The sequence below is a fragment of the Parasynechococcus sp. genome (assembly GCF_045559935.1).
In the GTDB taxonomy this organism is placed as follows: domain Bacteria; phylum Cyanobacteriota; class Cyanobacteriia; order PCC-6307; family Cyanobiaceae; genus Parasynechococcus.
In genome coordinates this window covers 37,976-53,771 of sequence record NZ_JBJLJL010000006.1, presented here as the reverse complement: position 1 = coordinate 53,771, position 15,796 = coordinate 37,976, and the positions used below count along the sequence as shown (strand labels likewise).

Sequence of the window (15,796 nt, the reverse complement as noted above, 5' to 3'; positions counted from 1 at the left end):
CGTGCGCGACATCCTGATCAGTTCCACCGTCTGCGTTCTCTGTCTGCTGCTGGCCCTTGTCAGCCAGCTGGTGGCGCCCTCGACCGTCAACGCAACCGTCAACACTGCTGTTTCGTCTGAGATCAGTTCCGGGCCCAGCACGGCCAAAGCCAGAACCAGCCCAGGCTTCGAACTCGATCCGGACGACCCCAACCCGACGCTTTTCGCCATGGCACCCGACGACACCCTCGCCGACGCTTCCGCTCTGGGTGGTCCCCTGGAGAGCCCCGACACCCGCCTGACCACCAGCGGACTGAGCATCACCGAACTGGAGATCGGGAGCGGCGCAGAGGCGGCTCCCGGACAGACAGTGGTCGTCAACTACCGCGGCACGCTGGAGAGCGGCAAGGAGTTCGACAGCAGCTACGGGCGCGGCCCCTTCAGCTTTCCTCTGGGAGCCGGCAGGGTGATCAAGGGCTGGGATGAAGGCGTGGCCGGGATGAAGGTTGGCGGCAAGCGCAAACTCGTGATTCCGCCTGATCTGGCCTACGGGAGCCGCGGCGCCGGAGGCGTGATTCCCCCCAACGCGACGCTGATCTTCGAGGTCGAGCTGCTCGACGTGAGGAAGTGAGTGGCAGTTAGGCTCGGGACAAGCCAAACCCACTCTTATCCGATGCTGCGCTCGGCCCTCACCGCCCTCGTCAGTGCCCTTCCCGCCCCTGTTGTCGAGGCTCACTGCGACGGCCCCTGTGGTGTTTACGACCCCGCCTCTGCCCGTGTGGCAGCCGAAGCGGTGCTGTCCATGACCAAGAAGCTGAAGGGCCTGGAGGCACCCGCTGCCGGCGACGCCGCCGCCCTGGCCGCGTTCAACAACACCTTCGGTCGTTACGTGGCCATCAAGGAAGAGGAGGCCCAGAAGACCAAGAAGGAGCTGCTGATTCTCTGGACGGACTATTTCAAGCCCGACCACCTGGCCACCTTCCCTGACCTGCACGACACCTTCTGGAAGGCAGCCAAGCTCTGCAGCGCCTGCAAGGTGAACATCGATCAGGCCAAAGCCGAGGAACTGATGGCAGCTGTGGAGAAAATCCACGGCATGTTCTGGCAGTCCAAGGGCCGCAGCGATGCCTGGGTCACAGCCTCCTGAGCCCATTCAGCCTCAGATAGGCCAGCCTCCTCCGCAAGCAGCTCTCAGCGATCTGCTTGCCCTGTTTCTGTTTCGCCGTCGTCACATGCGTGTCGACGGCTTTTCCATGGCACCGACCCTGGTACCCGGTGACCTGGTTCTGATCACGCCGAGGCAGGCCCGGGCGACGCTTCCAGCCCTCGGCTCGATCGTTGTGGCACGCCATCCTGATCGACCCGCGACCCGGATCATCAAGCGGATGGCGGACGTCCAGGACGGGGGTCTTGTTCTGCTCGGTGACAACCCTGGGGCAAGCACGGACAGCCGTCAGTTCGGAGTTGTCCCCTCTCGGCTGCTGATCGGCGAGGTGACGTCTGTGGTGCGCTGAGCGACGCCGCTCGGAACGCCGCCTTCAGAACATCGCCGCTGACGTGCGGTGCAACCAGAAGACACCCGTGAGGATGGAGAGTGCACCGGTGCCTCCGACCAGGAGGGGCAGCAGCCTGGCGCCGCTGCGCAGGGTGAGGAAGGAGACCACAGCCACGACGGCGAGCATCGCTGCCATCGAGCCGCAGAGATACGACAGCAGATAGGTCGCGGCACCGAGAGGTGGAAGGGCCAGAGCCGGAATCACAGCCAGCAGATGACTGGCCCCCGCCAGACCGTGCAGAAGCCCCAGTCCCGACGCGGCATGGGCATGCCGGCGGTGGTTGCTCTGACCCCGGACATGCAGGTGCAGGTGCTGGTGGATTGCGTCACCTTCGTGATGGTGTTCATGGCTGTGCAGTTCCAGACCGAAGGCGGTTCGCACCGCCAGGCCACCGACCACCAGCAGAGCCACGCCCACCAGGAACTCCGCCCAGGCAGACATCGCCTTCACGTGGGCCAGATCCTTGATTCCGATCGCGATCAGCGCCAGCACCACCACTCCGACGGAGTGGCCGGCCCCCCAGGCCAGGCCGGCCCGCAAGGCCGGCAGGGGCTTCCGCAGGGAGAACGGAGCCATGGCCACGAGGTGGTCGGCTCCACCGACCACGTGAACAGCACCGGCGGCGAAACCGGTGAGGACGCTGATCAGCACTGCACTGCTCCGAAGACGTTGATTCTGCAGGACCGGTCGGATCTATCCACCGATCAGCGTGGTCAGGGCCATCTGCACGTCCTGCTGACGCATCAACGCCTCCCCCACCAGCACGGCTCCTGCACCGGCTGCCTGGACCCGATCGAGATCAGAGCGGCTGAAGAGGCCGGATTCACTGACCAGCAGAGCCTGCTGCTGCTGAAGACGAGGTCGAAAGTCCTCGGTCAGTCGCTCTGTGGTCGTCAGATCCGTCTCGAAGCTGGTGAGATCCCTGTTGTTGATTCCGATCAGCGGGAATTCACCGAGGGTCAGCACCCTCTCCAGCTCGCCGGCGTCGTGAACCTCCACCAGAACGTCCAGGCCAAGACTGGCGGCGGCTTTCCGCAGATAGCGCAGATCCTGGTCCGTGAGAATCGCGGCGATCAGCAGCACGGCATCGGCGCCAGCCGCACGGGCCTGGAACAGCTGGTAGGGACTGAGCACGAATTCCTTGCAGAGCAGGGGAAGATCCACCGCCTGTCGCACCTCCACCAGCACATCAAAGCCGCCCTGGAAGAACGTCTTGTCGGTGAGCACGGAAAGACAGCTGGCACCTCCGGCTGCGTAGGCCCGGGCGATGGCCACGGGGTCGAAGTTTTCCCTGATCACTCCCTTGCTTGGACTGGCCTTCTTCACCTCAGCGATGACGGCCGGCAGCACCGGAGCGGAACGCAGGGCAGCGATGAAGTCCCGGGTGGGAGGCAGCTCGTCGATCTGGCGCTTGAGGTTCTCCAGGGGGACCCGCTCACGCGCCGCATCGACCTCACGGTCCTTGGCCCAGACGATTTTCTCCAGGATGTGCCTGGGTTCCTGCTCATCGTGCGGAACGGCGTATTCCAGATGCGCCACGCGCACCTTCGGATTGGGGGGACGACGACGGATCTCCATGGTTCAAGTAAAGGGTTGATCGATTCAGGAGACGAGCTGACCTGCGGCCTGCTTGTAGGCCACTTCCACCACCTCGCTGAGCGTTGGGTGGGTGTGCACTTCGGTGGACAGCTGACGCACGCTCTGGCGACGAGCCACGGCATTGGCCACTTCCTGAATCAGATCGGCGGCGTGCAGACCGTAGATGTGAGCCCCCAGCACCTCGCCGCTGGCCTTGTTGAACAGAAGCTTCATCAGGCCATCACTCTCCAGCTCAGCAAGAGCCTTGGAATTGGCCTTGAAGTAGCTGCGCACCGCTCCGAGCTGAAAGCCTTCCTTGGCCGCAAGCTCCTTGGCGTCCGCTTCGGTGAGGCCGACCGAGCTGATCTCGGGATGGGTGAAGGTGGCCGCCGGAATGCTGCGGTAATCGATGTGGCGGCTGTGGCCGAGGATGTTGTCCACAGCGACCGTGCCCTGAGCAGCCGCCGTGTGCGCCAGCATCAACTTGCCGGTCACGTCGCCGACAGCCCAGAGGTGGGGAACGGGTTGATCGTTCACCAGCACCCGCATTCCGTCGTCGATCGGCACGAAACCACGGGTGGTCTCGACGCCGAGAGACTCGAGGTTGAGCCCTTTGCTGCTCGGCACCCGTCCGGTCGCCACCAGAACCGCATCCACCTCAAGAGTCTCCACAAGCTCCCGACTTGCGAAATCCGCCAGTTCGATCCGCACCGGACAACCCGGCGTCACCTTGCTCGCCAGGACCCCGGATCGGGCATCGATGTCGCGGCCATCGATCAGATGGCGACCGGCGATCTTGGCGATGTCCGGATCAAAGGTGGGCATCACCCGATCCAGAGCCTCGATCATCGTCACTTCGCAACCGAGGGCGGTGTACACATCGGCGAACTCCAGGCCGATGTAGCCGCTGCCGATGATGGCGATCCAGCGCGGCAGCCACTCCAGATTGATCGCCTCATCACTGGTGAACACCGTGCGGCCATCGGTCTCGATACCGGGCGGGACAAAGGGGTCCGAGCCGGTGGCCAGGATCACGTCGCGAGCTCGCAGCATCCGATCCACGCCGCTCGGCTCGCGCAGACCGACCCGCTGGGATCCTTCCAGGCGACCATGACCGCGCAGGATCGTGACGCCCGCCCGTTCCAGCGACTTGGTGAGGTTGGTGCGGATCGTCTGCACCAGCTGATTGGCATGGTCAGCGATCTTCTGCCGCTCAAAGCGCACCGGCGCGGCGTGGATGCCGAAACTCGCCAGATGCTGATCATCGGCCAGTTCACGCACCTTGCCGCTGGCCGCCAGCAATGCCTTGGAGGGCACACACCCCCGGTTCACGCAGGTGCCGCCCATGTCACGCGATTCGATGATCGCGGTCTTGAGGCCATGCTCCGCAGCATGCTTCGCAGCATCGAAGCCGCCGTAGCCGGCGCCGATGACGATGACGTCGAAATCGAAACTGGCGTCGCTCACCCGGACTGCTGCGATGTTGTGGCGGTCATTGTCGCCCTTCGGCGCTCCAGGAGCAGGGGGACCGCGGCGGCGGCGACATTCAGAGACTCCACCCGATCGCTGTGGGGAAGGGTGACGGCATGGGTGCAGCAGGCCTGAAGCCTTGGATGCAGGCCCGCTCCTTCCGTTCCCAGCACCAACGCCGTTGGTCGGGTCCAATCCAGTTGCCAGTAGGGGATGGGGCGACTGGTGCCTGCCGCATCCGGCACCAGCGTGGCCACCACCTGAATGCCGGCCTCGGCCAGCTGCATCAGCCGTGCTTCGAGCTGATCCAGCGCAGCCTGTTCATCGGGCCCGAAACGATGGTGAGGGAGTTGCAGCAGAGCCCCTGCGGAAGCCCTCAGCACCTTCGGGCTGAGGGGGTCAACACCTGAGCCGAGCCATGCCAGCTGTACATCAGCGGCGAGCGCCGTGCGCAGGAGCGTTCCGAGATTGCCTGGATCCTGGACCCGATCCAGCACCAGCATCAGATCCGGGGCGGAGGGAGGCCGGGGGAGCATGGAGAGCGGTGCCAGACAGGCCACCCCGTCAGGAGTCACGGTGGTGAGGGCTGCCTGCAGGACGGATTCCGTGACGCACTGGCGCTGGACGGTGGGATCGAGGCGCTGTTCCAGGTCGGCGTGGATCCCCCACCAGCGTTCCGTGGCCACGATCTCTAGCGGACTGCGGCCAAGACGAAGCAGTTCCTGCAGCAGATGAGTCCCTTCCAGCAACAGCAGGCCCTGCTGCTCTCGCCCCTGACGCGTGGTCAGGCTCCGGAGCCGTTTCACGAGCGGATTCCGGCGGCTGCTGATCAGGGAAACGGATGCCCCGGACACGGTGGATGGAATGACCGTGGTCCTGGTCAGAAGCTGCTGTGCTTCCGCACTTTCAGGCCTTTATGAACGGAGAGATCGTCGCCGCTGAGGTCGAGCCCATTGATCGCAGCGATCTCGCCTTTGAGACCTTCAGCAGCGAGATTCTCAACCAGCTTCTGAATCACCTGATCCTCGACTGCGGCGTTGTCGATGGAATCGGGAGTGAGGCGTTCCAGGAAACGACCCACCTTGGAAGCGACGACCTCGGAAGCGTTGGAGATCTTCAGGACAATCATGAAGTCGGTAGGTGTCTCATAACCGACAAGCTAGTGCGGATGGGGAGACTTGAACTCCCACGATGTTGCCACCACTAGTACCTGAAACTAGCGCGTCTACCAATTCCGCCACATCCGCTGGCGTGTGTCGCTCAGGCGACAGAGACGAACATACGGCATCGGCGATCAGGGCTCCTGAGCAACAGGCGCGAAGGCAACAACCAGTTTCAACTCCGGCCGTCTAGACGGTCTCAAGAGTGCTTGCAAAAATGCGCCCGTAATCAAGAAATCATTAGAGATGACGGCTGCGGCAATCGCGTCTCAAGAGATTCTCAAGCCGCATCTCACTGTTGCAGGTGGACATTCCTTAGGGGGAACCATCCGGGTCAGCGGAGCCAAGAATTCCGCCCTTGTGCTGATGACGGCCAGCCTTCTGACCGCCGACACGCTTGAGCTGTGCAACGTCCCGGATCTGACGGATATCGGCGGGATGAGCGAGATCCTCGCGTCCCTCGGGGTGAAGGTGGAGCGTCAGGCCGATCGCGTCCGACTCAACGCAGCCGTTCTGTCCAGTTCCGAACCCCCCTATGAACTGGTCAACAGCCTCCGGGCCAGCTTCTTCAGCATCGGACCCCTGCTGGGCCGCCTCGGTCACGCCAAGGTGCCCCTGCCTGGAGGCTGTCGCATCGGGGCCCGTCCTGTGGTGGAGCACATCCGGGGACTGAAGGCTCTTGGTGCCGTGATCCAGGTTGAGCACGGGATCATTCACGCCAACGTGCCCGGCCCGAACAAACGCCTCAAGGGCGCTTCGATCATCCTGGACTGCCCAAGCGTCGGCGCCACAGAAACCATCCTCATGGCCGCCGTGCTGGCCGAGGGCACCAGCACGATCGAGAACGTGGCTCAAGAGCCTGAAGTCCAGGACCTGGCCAACCTGCTCAATCGCATGGGCGCCAGGGTCAGCGGCGCCGGTAGCCCCGTGATCACGGTGGAGGGTGTGGAGTCGCTGCACGGCTGCCTGGATTACCCGGTGATCCCTGACCGCATCGAGGCCGGCACCTTTCTGATGGCTGCCGCCATCACCCGTTCCAGGCTGCGGGTCGAGCCTGTGGTTCCCGAGCACCTGAACGCTGTTCTTCAGAAACTTCGCGACTGCGGCTGTCATCTGGACATCGACGCCACAGGGATCACGATCACGCCGAAGGAGATCACGGCCGTCGACATCACCACACAGCCCTTCCCCGGCTTCCCGACCGATCTTCAGGCACCCTTCATGGCCCTGATGACGACGGCTCGCGGAACGAGCGTGATCACCGAGCGGATCTACGAGAACCGCATGCAACACGTGGGGGAACTGCAGCGGATGGGAGCCTCGATCCGGGTGGACGGCAACACCGCGATCGTTGAGGGGGTGTTCAGGTTGAGTGCGGCTCCCGTGAAGGGAAGCGATCTGAGAGCTTCAGCAGCCATGGTGCTGGCCGGCCTCGCGGCCGACGGCACCAGCAAGGTCAGCGGACTTCAGCATCTGGACCGCGGATACGACGACATCGAAGCCAAGCTCAATGGGGTCGGAGCTGTCATTTCACGCCAGGCCTCCTGAGTTGATCGATCAAGGCTGAGTCAGTCCATACAATTCCTCTCAGGGGAGCCTGGCGGAATTGGTAGACGCAGCTGACTCAAAATCAGCCGGCCACTGGTCTTGGGGGTTCAAGTCCCCCGGCTCCCATTCATCGGCTGTGATGAACACCTACAGCCGGTTTCCGCTCACGCTGGTGCGTGGGGCCGGATGCTGGGTGTGGGATGACCGTGGGACCCGCTACCTGGATGCCGTCGCCGGCATCGCCACCTGCAGCCTCGGCCACAGCGATCCGGTCATGCGCCGCAACCTGGGGCGTCAGCTGCGTCAGCTGCAGCATGTCTCGAACCTGTATCGGATTCCGGAACAGGAGGAGCTGGCCACCTGGCTCGTCGACCACAGCTGTGCCGACAGCGTTTTCTTCTGCAATTCCGGCGCGGAAGCCAATGAGGCCGCCATCAAGCTGGCTCGTAAACATGGCCACACCCGACGCGGCATCGAGCGTCCGGTGATCCTGACGGCGACGGCCAGCTTCCACGGCCGCACCCTGGCGGCGGTGACGGCCACGGGGCAACCGAAATACCACCAGGGGTTTGAACCGGTCGTCGATGGGTTCGATTACGTCCCCTACAACGACCTTGAAGCCTTCGAGAGCTGCCTGAACCGCCATGAAGCGGCCGGACCATCGGTCGCTGCCGTTCTGATTGAACCGCTGCAGGGCGAAGGGGGCGTGAACCCTGGAGATCGGGTCTATTTCCAGAAGCTGCAGGAGCTGTGCAGAGCCCGCGACATCCTTCTGATCCTCGATGAGGTGCAGGTGGGCATGGGTCGGAGCGGCCGTTGGTGGGGCTACGAACACCTGGGCATCGAACCCGATGCGTTCACCCTCGCCAAGGGACTTGGTGGCGGGCATGCCATCGGGGCCCTGCTGGTGCGCGCCCAGGCCGATGTTTTTGAGCCCGGGGATCACGCCAGCACTTTCGGAGGCAATCCTTTCGCCTGCCGGGCAGGCCTGACGGTGGCCCGCGAGATCGAACGCCGCGGCCTGCTGCTGCAGGTGGAGCAGCGCGGCCGACAGCTGCGGGAGGGGCTGGAAGCTCTGGTGCTCCAACACCCCCACCTGCTCTCGGGTGTGCGGGGCTGGGGCCTGATCCAGGGACTGGTGATCCGTCAGGACAGCGGCATCACCGCCCCTCAGCTCGCCAAGGCGGCGATCGATCAGCGATTGCTACTGGTGGCAGCAGGTCCATCGGTGCTGCGCATGGTGCCGCCCCTTGTGATCAGCGCCCGCGAAGTCCGTCAGCTGCTTGAGCGACTGGAAACCACGCTGCGCGTGGCCGGCTGAGGGAAGCCCCGGGGCGATGACCGCGACCGACCTGTCGGATCTGATTCCCCGCTTCGATCTGCGCGGCATGGATCTGCAGCTGGATCGCATGCAGGCGGCCCTGGAAGCGCTGCGCTCCCCCTGCCAGGAGGTCCCGGCGATTCAGGTCGCCGGAACAAACGGCAAGGGGTCGATCGCCAGCTTTCTCGCCTCAGCCCTTCACCGGGCTGAGATCCGCTGCGGACTCACCACCTCTCCCCATCTGATCAGCTGGTGCGAACGAATCTGCGTCGACGGCAGACCGATCGCCCACGACTGTCTGAGAGACGCGCTGATCGCCCTGCGGCCCATCAGTGATCACCATCGGCTGACGCCCTTCGAACAACTGCTGGCGGTCGCCCTCAGCCATTTCCATCGTGAGCAGGTGGAGCTGCTGGTGCTCGAGGTGGGACTCGGCGGGCGCCTGGATGCCACCACAGCTCATCGCTGTCGTCCGGTGATCGCCCTCGCCGCCATCGGTCTCGACCACTGTGAACATCTCGGGGAGACGCTCACGTTGATTGCCCGGGAAAAGGCGGCCGTGATCACGCCGGGCGCCACCGTGATCAGCGCCGCGCAGCCGCCGGCGGTGACCGCCGTGATCGAGGAGACCTGCCGGCAGCAGGGAGCCGATCTCCACTGGGTTGCGCCCCTGCCGGACGACTGGCAGCTCGGCCTCGCCGGGGTGATGCAGCGCCACAATGCCGCGGTTGCCCGCGCAGCCCTGCAAGCTCTGGCACCGCTGGGGTGGACGGTGGACGAGAACGCCATCCGCTGCGGCTTCGCGGAGGCACGCTGGCCAGGACGGCTGCAGAGCGCCCGCTGGCAGAACCATCCGTTGCTGCTGGATGGAGCCCACAACCCACCCGCTGCCGCCCAGCTGGCCCTGGAGCGTGGCCGCTGGCCCGGTGAAGACGCCGGGGTCTGCTGGATCCTGGCGATGCAGGCCCACAAGCAGGCCCCAGCGATGCTGGAGCACCTGCTGGATCCCTCTGACCGGGCCTGGATCGTGCCGGTGCCGGACCATCACAGCTGGACGCGCAGCAGGCTGGCGGAGCAGTGTCCCCAATGGCACAACCAACTGCTGGAGGCCGACAGTGGTGAGGCCGCCCTGCTCGAGATCCAAGCGCGCGGTGCCTGGCCCCGCCCGATGCCGGTCGTGGCTGGATCGCTTTATCTGCTTGGGGATCTGTTCGCCAGGGCGGTGGTGACGGCAGAGTGATGCCTGCGACCAGCCCCCCGATGCGACAGCTGCTGCTTCCCCTGATGCTGACGCTGCTGATGGTGCTCACACCAGCGGCCCATGGCCTGGATACGTCAGCGGGGGTGGGACTGCAGGACCGGGCGCTGTTCCAGGAAACCGTGGACTTCACCCTCACCAACCAGGACAGCGGCGATTTCCATGGTCAGAACCTGGCCAACACCTCATTCGCTGGGGCCGTGGGCCGACGCGCGGATTTCAGTGGAGCGAACCTGCACGGAGCGATCCTCACCCAGGGGGCTTTCGCCGAGGCCGACTTCCGGGGCGCCGATCTCTCCGATGCCCTGATGGACCGCGCCGATTTCTCGGGCGCCGATCTGCGGGACGCTGTTCTGAGCGGAATCATCGCCTCAGGAAGCAGCTTCAGCGGTGCTCAGATCGACGGCGCTGACTTCAGCGATGCCCTGCTGGATCGCGACGACCAACGACGGCTCTGTCGCGAGGCCGACGGCATCAATCCAGCCACCGGCGTCGCAACCCTGGACAGCCTTGGCTGCTGAAACAGCCTGGCTGCTGAAACAGCCTGGCTGCTGAATCAACTCCGCTCCTGCCAACCACGCAGCTTGCCTGGATTGAGCAGCCCCGCCGGATCGAAGCGCTGCTTGGCAGCCACCTGATCGGCATCCACGACCCCCAGGCCCCCATCCTCCACGGTCACCACGTGGGGGTTGAACAGCACCGCGCCGACGCCGCGGCAATCCTCCATCAGCTGATTCAGACGCTCAGCCCCCTGCCAGCGCACCAGCGGCAACGCCGCCAGTCGGGTTGCGCCCTGCTGCCGCACCGCCTCGAGATGCCAGAGAAGGTTCTCTCCCCAGCTGGCCCGCAAGGCATCCATCGCCGCAGCCTCCGGCTGCGGCAGCAGCATCTGCAGATAGGTCCAACCCGGATCGCTGGCACGCATGTGCAGGGTGGTGTGATTCCAGCTCAGCTCCCGCAGGCCACGGCCGCCACCGAGCTCCTCGGGGCCCAGGTCATGCACGGCAGCACCGAAGCTGCGGGCCAGACGCGTCACGCTGCTGATCCCATCCGGTGAGACCAGCAGCAGCAGCCGGTGATGCTCGCCACCGGGGCCGCTCCAGTCGGGGAGTTGCTGCAGCACCGGCCGTTCCAGCAGGGTGGCGAGATGCAGGCTGACCGCGGATCGGCAGCAGGCCTGCAGCAGGGCGACGGCATCGTTCCAATCAGCACAGTCGAGGCTGAGCTGGTGCCAGTCCACTGCCGGGGCTGTGGCCAGCTTCAGGGCCGTGATGATGCCATTGGTGCCATAGGCATGATTCAGGGCTTCCGCCTGCTCACCCGACAGCGTGAACCGCCGGGGACGGACCTCCATGGAGACCGCCTCCAGGCCCAGCAGATGCCCGGGATCACGCAGAAATCCCCAGCGGATCGAGCCGATGCCACCGGAGCCACCGGCGATGAATCCGCCGATGGAAGCGCTGCGCCAGGTGCTGGGCAGCAGCCGCAGCTGGCGACCGGCGCGGCGCAGCTGCTGATCCAGCTCCCGCATCGGGCAGCCGGGTTCCACCGTCACCACCCCGGTGAGCGGATCCAGTTCCCGGATCGCCCGCAGGCCACCGCTCAACATCACCACGCCCCCCTCCAGCGGCACGCACTGGCCGTAATTGCCGGTGCCTGCTCCGCGCACGGTGAGCGGAACGCCATGCTGCGCACAGACAGCCGCCAGCCTCTCCACTGCAGCGACATCGGCAGGACAGACCACCAGCTGCGCCCGGCAGGCAGCCAGACGCTCCGTCAGCACCGGTGAATAGTCGTAGGCATCGCGGGACAGGCGTGCCAGCTCCATCGGGTCCGTCTGGAGATCCATGGCCGGATCCAGCTCCAGAACCTGCCGGACGGCGGCGAGGGCGGCGGCATCTCTCATCACAGCAGGGCCGGGCTGTTGTGGTCTAACGGGTGGGCGGCCGCCACCAATGGCCCGCGATCAGGATCTGTCTTGCCGGGGGGCTCATCAACGCCTCGGACCAGCTGGAGGCCTCCAGCAGCATCAGATCAGCCGGGGCACCCTCACGAATCACGCCATCCCAGGCAAGATCCATCAACGCTGCGGCCGCCGTGGTGAAGGGCGCCAGCCCGAGACGCTGCCAGGGGGCCAGTTGCGCCAACGGCAGACTGGAGGCCATCAAGGCGATCGGGTCGAAGCCACCGGCAGGGAACCAGGGGTCAGCGACGTTGTCGCCACCCACGGCGACGCAGACGCCGGCCCGCTGCAACTGATGGATGGGGGCCAGCGGGCGAAGCACCGGGGTGCGGCCGGGGCGACGGGCCAGCAGCCAGCCGTTGGTCAGCGGCAGGGCCGCCACCCGCAGATCGGAGGCGGCCATGCGCCGGCAGATCCGCTGCAGAGGCCTGTCGGCAAGCAGGCCGAGGCTGCTGGCATGACTGCAGGTGATCGGCAGCGGCGGCCGCTCACGCTCCAGCACGTGCAGCAGCTGCCGCAGTCCAGCGGCGGGGGCTCGGTCGGCCTCATCGATGTGCAGGTCGATCCCGCAACCGAGCTGCTGCGCCAGGCGAAGCATCCCTCGCAGGGACTGGCGCACCGTCGCTCCCCGGCAGGGGGGCACCAGGACCCCGCCGAGCAGACCTCCGGCCGCCGCCACGCGACGAGCCAGCGTCGCGCCGTCCGGAGTGCTCCAGTGATCGATGGGCACCAGGGCCACCAGCTGCAGGGTCAGCCGATCCCGCCAGCGATCCCGCAGCTCCAGGAGGGCCTGCCAGCTCGCCTCCGCTCCAGGGCCGAGGCTGTCGATGTGGCTGCGGACCGCCCGCAGGCCCCTGGAACAGCCCAGCTGCAGGGCCCGTTCCGCCCGCTCGAGAACAGCCGTCTGCGTCCGCTGCTGATGCTCCTCCAGATTGGCCGCCAGGGCACCGCTGTAGGTGCCCGAGAGATTGGGATGTGCGGACCAGGTGAAGGCCTTGTCCAGATGAACGTGAGGATCCACCAGCCGAGGCAGCACCAGCTGGCATGGGGGAGCCTGCTGCTGCGGCAGGGGCTCGGGCATCAGCAGCCGTCCGTCCCGCCAGCGCAGCCGCACCGGTGTAAGGCCCTCGGCAGTGGCGCTTGGAACGGGTTCAGCGGCCGGGAGCTGCAGGAGGCTGCGCGGAACCCAGGCATCGAGCCATGGCGTCGGGTCGGCCGTCACTCAGCCCCGCCGTCGCTGGTTTGCGTGTGAAGGGTGAGAAAGCGGCCGGCACCGGCAAGGGTGACCACCTCGACGCCCGGCAGCGTCAGACCGGGCAACAGCTCCTGGCCGCCCACCCGCGTGGTGTAGATGCTGGCCACGAGCAGATTGCGTCGGGTGGTGAAACGGCCCGCCAGCGCCGCAAGGGTGGGCTGCTGTGAGGCCACCAGCCCCGGACAGTCCCGGATCCACAACCGCAGCACCATCGGCAGACCGCTGTTCTCACACAGCTCTTGCGTGGCCAGGGTCACGAGCTGCCGGCCGGCGTGGGCCTCGTACTCCTTCATTGAGGGATTGGTTCCAGCCAGAGCGAGGGCTCCTCCAGCCCCGATGACGACGGCGATGATCGCCGCGAGGGGCAGCCGCCGGGAGGACTGTGAGGGCTGCACCGGGTTGGCTGCGACACGGATTGGTAGATTCTCACCGACGCGGCGGGCGTCGCCAAGTGGTTAAGGCAGCGGCTTGTGGCGCCGCTATTCGGGGGTTCGAATCCCCTCGCTCGCCCTTTTCATTCACCGCAGCTGTTCAGCACAGCGTCCAGAAGCCTTTCTCCGCCCCAGCGGATCGGATCTGTGCAGGGAAGTCCGAGCTGATCGGAGACCGACGCAACGGCTGATCGCGCATCCTGCTCCCCCAGACGTGCCGTGTTGAGCGCAACGGCCCGCACCCTCGGAGGCGCACCAGCCGCACGGGGTCGGCCCAGGGCGGCGAGGGCCTCACAGAGGTTGACCAGCTCCTGCAGCGCCGGCAGAGGAATCTGCGGCAGCCGCTCGATGCTGGTCTGATCGGCCCGGTGGACCAGCAGCAGATCCGTCGGCTGACTGCCGCGCAGCAACGGAAGCGTTGCCGTGGATCCCGGATGACACAGGGATCCCTGACCCTCGACCAGCACAAGACCGTCGGCGGGAAGCGCCTCGGCTGCCTCCAGAACCGCCGCTTCGACGGCGCCGGCGGCGTAATCGACGCGGACCGCATCAAGGGGGACCCCGCCGCCGGCGATCAGGATTCCGGCCTGGCCGGTGCCCACGAAACGACAGGGGAGATGCCGACGCCCTGCCGCCTCAACCAGCGCCAGACAGGCACTCATCTTGCCGACGGCCATGTCCGTGCCCAGCGCCAGCAATCGCCGGCAGGACAGAGCAGCCGCCCGCGCCTGCCCCACCCGCACATCCTCCGGTTCACAACGCAGATCCCAGATCCAGCGCCCGGGCTGCCGCGCCGAGCACAGCTCCGGGTCCTGCCCGAGACGCGTGTGCAGGCCACTGGCCAGACTCAGGCCGGATCGCAATGCCGCCAGGGCATCCCGACGAACCGGATCCGGAAGACGCCCTCCGGAAGGAGCCAGGCCGACCACGGCCACCTCGGGCACGAACGGCAGCGCCTCCTCGAGCGAGGCGACGATCGGCACATCCCGCCGGATCCCGGTGATCCCCTCCAGGGACCCCCCGGCATGAACGGGATCGATCACAGCCACGATCGGGCCGAAGCGATGGCGCAGCATCGCCAGCCCCGTCTTGCCGGTGAGACTGTCCAGCCCACCGTGCTGCAGCAGCACGACCCTGTCCTCCGCCGCAAGCATCAGGAGGCCTCCCGTCGCTCGATGCCCAGCCCTGGATACCGGGACGGCATCAGACGGTCTCCCTCCAGCGGCAGCCCGTCGAACGGGTCATCGATGAGATTGAGATGGCTGTCGAGATCCGGCCAGCGGATCAACGGCAGCAACTGAGCAGCCGCACCATTCAGCAGCCGGCTGTCGGAGTAGCAGCCCACCATCAGATCGAGGCCGAGCTGTTGCGCCACCCGCGCCATCAACCAGGCCTGACTGAGGCCACCGCTCTTGAGCAACTTCAGGTTGACCCCATCCACGTGGGGGGCAAGACGCAGCAGATCCTCGAGCCCCCAGCAGCTTTCATCCGCCACGAGCGACATCGGGCATTCGGGATGCAGAGCCGCGAAACCGGCGGAATCGCGCTCCGGATCCAGATGAGGAGCAAGCGGCTGCTCCAGCAGCACAACGCTCCGCTCCTGCAGAAGCGGCAGCATGCGGCGGGCCTGGTCCAGGGTCCAGCCACCGTTGGCATCCACCTGGAGCTCCGCCGCAGGACGACGGTCATCGCCGGCCATGGCATCCGCCACCGCCGAGAGCAGCGCACGGTCGTGCTCCAGCCCGTCAGGGCTCCCCAGCTTGAGCTTCACCCGGGTGACCGGCATCAGCGCACGCCAACGCTGCAACCGCTGCAGCACCTGCTCCACCGCAGCGAGGCCAAGCGTGACGCTGGTGGCCACGGAACGGGCCCCATCCAGCCCCCAGAGCTGCCAGACCGGAGCCTGCAAACGGCGGCCTCGCCAATCCCAGAGAGCGAGATCGAGGGCACATCGTGCCGGTGGCGTGAGGTCCGCCAGCAGCGGCTCGAAACCCTGCGGCACAGAGGGATCCAAACCCTCAAGCCGTGGCAGCAGCGTCTGCAGCTCGAGCTCCACGGCGTCTGTGGAGTAGCCCCGGTGGCCGGTCTCGAATCCACCGGTCTCGCCGCGGCCTGTGATGCCATCCCGGCTGATGCTCAGCTCCAGACGCTGCACAGCCGAGGTGGTCCCGCGGCTGATGGCCAGAGGTACCGCCTTGGTGAGGGAGAAACGCCTGAGGCCCCAACCCATGCCGGCCAGTGTCCAGTCACCAAACTGACACAACACCGTCGTGACTC

At 66.1% G+C, this 15,796-nt stretch carries 17 protein-coding genes and 3 tRNA genes; 9 read left to right on the top strand and 11 right to left on the bottom strand.

The genetic code is table 11. The features are described 5' to 3' along the window. Position 1 precedes the first annotated feature (1 nt). From ACJ0G7_RS02975 to sodX, 3 genes are read left to right on the top strand one after another with little or no spacing between them, the layout of a single operon-like run. Positions 2-610: an FKBP-type peptidyl-prolyl cis-trans isomerase gene (locus tag ACJ0G7_RS02975; RefSeq protein WP_407395141.1), complete on the top strand. Its 609-nt coding sequence runs from the start codon at positions 2-4 to the stop codon at positions 608-610. Between the two features lie 42 nt (positions 611-652). Beyond that, the gene (gene sodN, locus ACJ0G7_RS02970) at positions 653-1,126 is read left to right on the top strand and encodes a superoxide dismutase, Ni (RefSeq protein ID WP_043696156.1); all 474 of its coding nucleotides are present in this window, start codon (positions 653-655) and stop codon (positions 1,124-1,126) included. Next, the gene (sodX, locus tag ACJ0G7_RS02965) at positions 1,104-1,493 is read left to right on the top strand and encodes a nickel-type superoxide dismutase maturation protease (RefSeq protein WP_407395140.1); all 390 of its coding nucleotides are present in this window, start codon (positions 1,104-1,106) and stop codon (positions 1,491-1,493) included. The genes sodN and sodX overlap by 23 nt, the downstream gene beginning before the upstream one ends. Positions 1,494-1,517: 24 nt before the next feature. Here the strand turns inward: sodX and ACJ0G7_RS02960 are convergent, their stop codons facing one another. The 6 genes from ACJ0G7_RS02960 to ACJ0G7_RS02935 all read right to left on the bottom strand — a co-directional run bounded on the left by ACJ0G7_RS02960 (position 1,518) and on the right by ACJ0G7_RS02935 (position 5,830). Beyond that, positions 1,518-2,186, bottom strand: a complete 669-nt coding sequence (locus ACJ0G7_RS02960; protein WP_043696153.1) for a hypothetical protein — start codon at positions 2,184-2,186, stop codon at positions 1,518-1,520. 42 nt (positions 2,187-2,228) lie between these two features. Next, positions 2,229-3,113, bottom strand: coding sequence for an indole-3-glycerol phosphate synthase TrpC (gene trpC / locus ACJ0G7_RS02955; RefSeq protein WP_186485165.1), 885 nt, complete (start codon positions 3,111-3,113; stop codon positions 2,229-2,231). 24 nt (positions 3,114-3,137) lie between these two features. Beyond that, positions 3,138-4,580, bottom strand: a complete 1,443-nt coding sequence (gene lpdA / locus ACJ0G7_RS02950; protein WP_407395139.1) for a dihydrolipoyl dehydrogenase — start codon at positions 4,578-4,580, stop codon at positions 3,138-3,140. After that, positions 4,577-5,389: a TrmH family RNA methyltransferase gene (locus ACJ0G7_RS02945; protein ID WP_407395138.1), complete on the bottom strand. Its 813-nt coding sequence runs from the start codon at positions 5,387-5,389 to the stop codon at positions 4,577-4,579. Before ACJ0G7_RS02945 ends, lpdA begins: the two co-directional genes overlap by 4 nt. A 74-nt stretch (positions 5,390-5,463) precedes the next feature. After that, positions 5,464-5,712 (bottom strand): hypothetical protein, encoded by a 249-nt coding sequence (locus ACJ0G7_RS02940; RefSeq protein WP_043696145.1) that lies wholly within the window; start codon positions 5,710-5,712, stop codon positions 5,464-5,466. Positions 5,713-5,746: 34 nt separating this feature from the next. After that, positions 5,747-5,830 (bottom strand) — tRNA-Leu (locus ACJ0G7_RS02935). Positions 5,831-5,989: 159 nt separating this feature from the next. Between ACJ0G7_RS02935 and murA the strand changes: the two genes are divergently transcribed. The 5 genes from murA (at position 5,990) to ACJ0G7_RS02910 (ending at position 10,391) form a co-directional block, all read left to right on the top strand. After that, a complete protein-coding gene (murA, locus tag ACJ0G7_RS02930; protein WP_407395137.1) occupies positions 5,990-7,291 on the top strand; it encodes a UDP-N-acetylglucosamine 1-carboxyvinyltransferase in 1,302 nt (433 codons plus the stop codon). A 43-nt stretch (positions 7,292-7,334) separates the two neighbouring features. Further along, positions 7,335-7,417: transfer RNA gene (locus ACJ0G7_RS02925), tRNA-Leu, on the top strand. Between the two features lie 13 nt (positions 7,418-7,430). Continuing rightward, positions 7,431-8,612: an aspartate aminotransferase family protein gene (locus ACJ0G7_RS02920; protein WP_043696139.1), complete on the top strand. Its 1,182-nt coding sequence runs from the start codon at positions 7,431-7,433 to the stop codon at positions 8,610-8,612. Between the two features lie 16 nt (positions 8,613-8,628). Then, positions 8,629-9,852, top strand: a complete 1,224-nt coding sequence (locus ACJ0G7_RS02915; RefSeq protein ID WP_407395136.1) for a bifunctional folylpolyglutamate synthase/dihydrofolate synthase — start codon at positions 8,629-8,631, stop codon at positions 9,850-9,852. A 44-nt stretch (positions 9,853-9,896) separates the two neighbouring features. After that, entirely contained in the window at positions 9,897-10,391 is a 495-nt protein-coding gene (locus tag ACJ0G7_RS02910; RefSeq protein ID WP_253912880.1) for a pentapeptide repeat-containing protein, read from the top strand. A 35-nt stretch (positions 10,392-10,426) separates the two neighbouring features. On the opposite strand, the gene ACJ0G7_RS02905 is transcribed toward ACJ0G7_RS02910, so the two are convergent. The 3 genes from ACJ0G7_RS02905 to ACJ0G7_RS02895 are packed head-to-tail and all read right to left on the bottom strand — an operon-like array spanning position 10,427 to position 13,483. Beyond that, positions 10,427-11,776 (bottom strand): FAD-binding oxidoreductase, encoded by a 1,350-nt coding sequence (locus ACJ0G7_RS02905; protein ID WP_407395135.1) that lies wholly within the window; start codon positions 11,774-11,776, stop codon positions 10,427-10,429. Positions 11,777-11,801: 25 nt separating this feature from the next. Continuing rightward, entirely contained in the window at positions 11,802-13,055 is a 1,254-nt protein-coding gene (locus ACJ0G7_RS02900) for an amidohydrolase family protein (protein ID WP_407395134.1), read from the bottom strand. Continuing rightward, positions 13,052-13,483, bottom strand: coding sequence for a DUF4359 domain-containing protein (locus tag ACJ0G7_RS02895; protein WP_407395133.1), 432 nt, complete (start codon positions 13,481-13,483; stop codon positions 13,052-13,054). The genes ACJ0G7_RS02900 and ACJ0G7_RS02895 overlap by 4 nt, the downstream gene beginning before the upstream one ends. Positions 13,484-13,525: 42 nt before the next feature. Here ACJ0G7_RS02895 and ACJ0G7_RS02890 point away from each other — a divergent pair. Next, positions 13,526-13,598 (top strand) — tRNA-His (locus ACJ0G7_RS02890). Between the two features lie 4 nt (positions 13,599-13,602). Here ACJ0G7_RS02890 and ACJ0G7_RS02885 read toward each other — a convergent pair. Both ACJ0G7_RS02885 and ACJ0G7_RS02880 read right to left on the bottom strand, forming a co-directional pair. Beyond that, the gene (locus ACJ0G7_RS02885) at positions 13,603-14,673 is read right to left on the bottom strand and encodes a DUF1611 domain-containing protein (RefSeq protein ID WP_407395132.1); all 1,071 of its coding nucleotides are present in this window, start codon (positions 14,671-14,673) and stop codon (positions 13,603-13,605) included. Continuing rightward, entirely contained in the window at positions 14,673-15,749 is a 1,077-nt protein-coding gene (locus ACJ0G7_RS02880) for a dipeptide epimerase (RefSeq protein WP_407395131.1), read from the bottom strand. The genes ACJ0G7_RS02885 and ACJ0G7_RS02880 overlap by 1 nt, the downstream gene beginning before the upstream one ends. Positions 15,750-15,796 lie beyond the last annotated feature (47 nt).